Annotated in this window: 1 protein-coding gene and 2 pseudogenes; all 3 read left to right on the forward strand. The window is 69.2% G+C overall.

The genetic code is table 11. From position 1 onward, the window contains the following. On the forward strand, positions 1 to 123 hold a 123-nt coding region (locus JCM19049_RS21010), incomplete at its 5' end, for a DALR anticodon-binding domain-containing protein (protein WP_279403222.1). A 16-nt stretch (positions 124 to 139) separates the two neighbouring features. Then, positions 140 to 1543, forward strand: a pseudogene (lysA, locus tag JCM19049_RS13450) (diaminopimelate decarboxylase). Beyond that, a pseudogene (locus JCM19049_RS23580) lies at positions 1544 to 1687 on the forward strand (homoserine dehydrogenase); the annotation flags it as partial. It abuts the pseudogene before it with no gap.

Below are 1687 nucleotides of genomic sequence, written 5' to 3' on the forward strand. Positions count from 1 at the left end.
CCGATCGGCGACGGCGCGATCGAGCCGGTGCACACCACCCGCGTGTGGCTGAACGATGCGACCACCACGGTGCTGGCCAACGGCCTGCGCCTGCTGGGCGTGACCGCCCCCGAAAGGATGTAGCAATGAGCAATCCCCACTGGCCCCCGAATGGCTGGGCTACCCCCAGGACGTCAACCAGCTGCGTGAGCGCGAATGGCCGCACGGGGTGGGCCGCGACTCGGACGGCGAGCTGACCGTGCAGGGGGTGAAGGTCACCGACCTGGCCCGCGAGTTCGGCACCCCGCTGTTCGTGCTAGACGAGGAGGACTTCCGCGCCCGCGCGGCCGAGTTCAAGCGCGCCTTTGACAACGCGTTTGACCGGCTGTGCGGCGGGGTGGACGTCTACTACGCCGGCAAGGCGTTCCTGTGCACCGAGGTGGCCCGCTGGGTGACCGAGGAGGGCCTGCGCCTGGACACCTGCTCCGGCGGGGAACTGCTGGTCGCCCAGCACGCCGGGGTGCCGGCGCAGAACCTGTCGCTGCACGGGAACAACAAGTCGGTGGGGGAGATCGCCCGGGCCATCGAACTGGGCGTGGGGCGCATCGTGGTGGATTCGCTCGATGAGCTGGAGCGGGTGGCCGCGCTGGCGCTGAACTCGGGCACCAGGGCCAACGTGATGCTGCGCCTGACCCCCGGGGTGCACGCCTCCACCCACGAATACATTGCCACCGCCCACGAGGACCAGAAGTTCGGCCTGTCGATCCAGCCCGGCGCCTCGGGTACCTCCGCGGCGCTGACCGCGATCGGGTACGCGGCCAAGCACGAGTGATCAACCTGCTGGGCCTGCACGCCCACATCGGGTCGCAAATCTTCGAGGCCGAGGGCTTCGCGGTGGCCGCGCGCACGATGCTGGCGGTGATCGCCGAGGCGAAGGCGCGCTACGACGTGGTGCTGCCGGAACTTGATCTGGGCGGCGGCTACGGGATCGCCTACACCCAGGCCGATGACCCCTCCACCCCGCAGCAGATCGCCGATGAGCTGGCCGTGGTGGTTGGCCAGGCGGCGGAGGAACTGGGGCTCCAGGTGCCGCGGATCTCCATCGAGCCGGGCCGGGCGATCGCCGGGCCCTCGACCTTCACGCTGTACGAGACCGGGGTGCGCAAGGACGTGAGCGTGGACCTGCCCGAGGGCGGCACCGCCACCCGGCGCTACATCTCGGTCAACGGGGGATGAGCGACACGCCCGCCCGGTGCTCTACGACGCGGACTACACCGCGGCGCTGGCCAACCGTGTGACGCAAAGCGACGCAATTATTTCCCGCGTAGTTGGGAAACACTGCGAGTCAGGTGACATAGTCGTACGAGACGTCTACCTGCCCGAGGATGTGTCCTACGGTGATCTGCTGGCCGTGCCGGCCACCGGGGCGTACTGCTGGGCGCTGTCGAGCAACTACAACTACCTCACCCGCCCGGCCGTGGTGGCGATCAAGGACGGCACGCCGCGCCTGATCATCCGCAGGGAGACCGAATCCGATTTGTTGGCCCGTGACATGGGAGTGTAATTGAGCGCTAAGGACAGCCCGAGCGACAAGCCCAGCCCGAACGCTGCACACAGCGGCGCCGGCCCCCGGCGCCTGAAGGTCGCCCTGCTGGGGTGCGGCACCGTTGGCGCCCAGGTGGCGCGGATCCTGCTTCAGGACGCGGCC

It is taken from the genome of Arthrobacter sp. JCM 19049 (assembly GCF_001310435.1).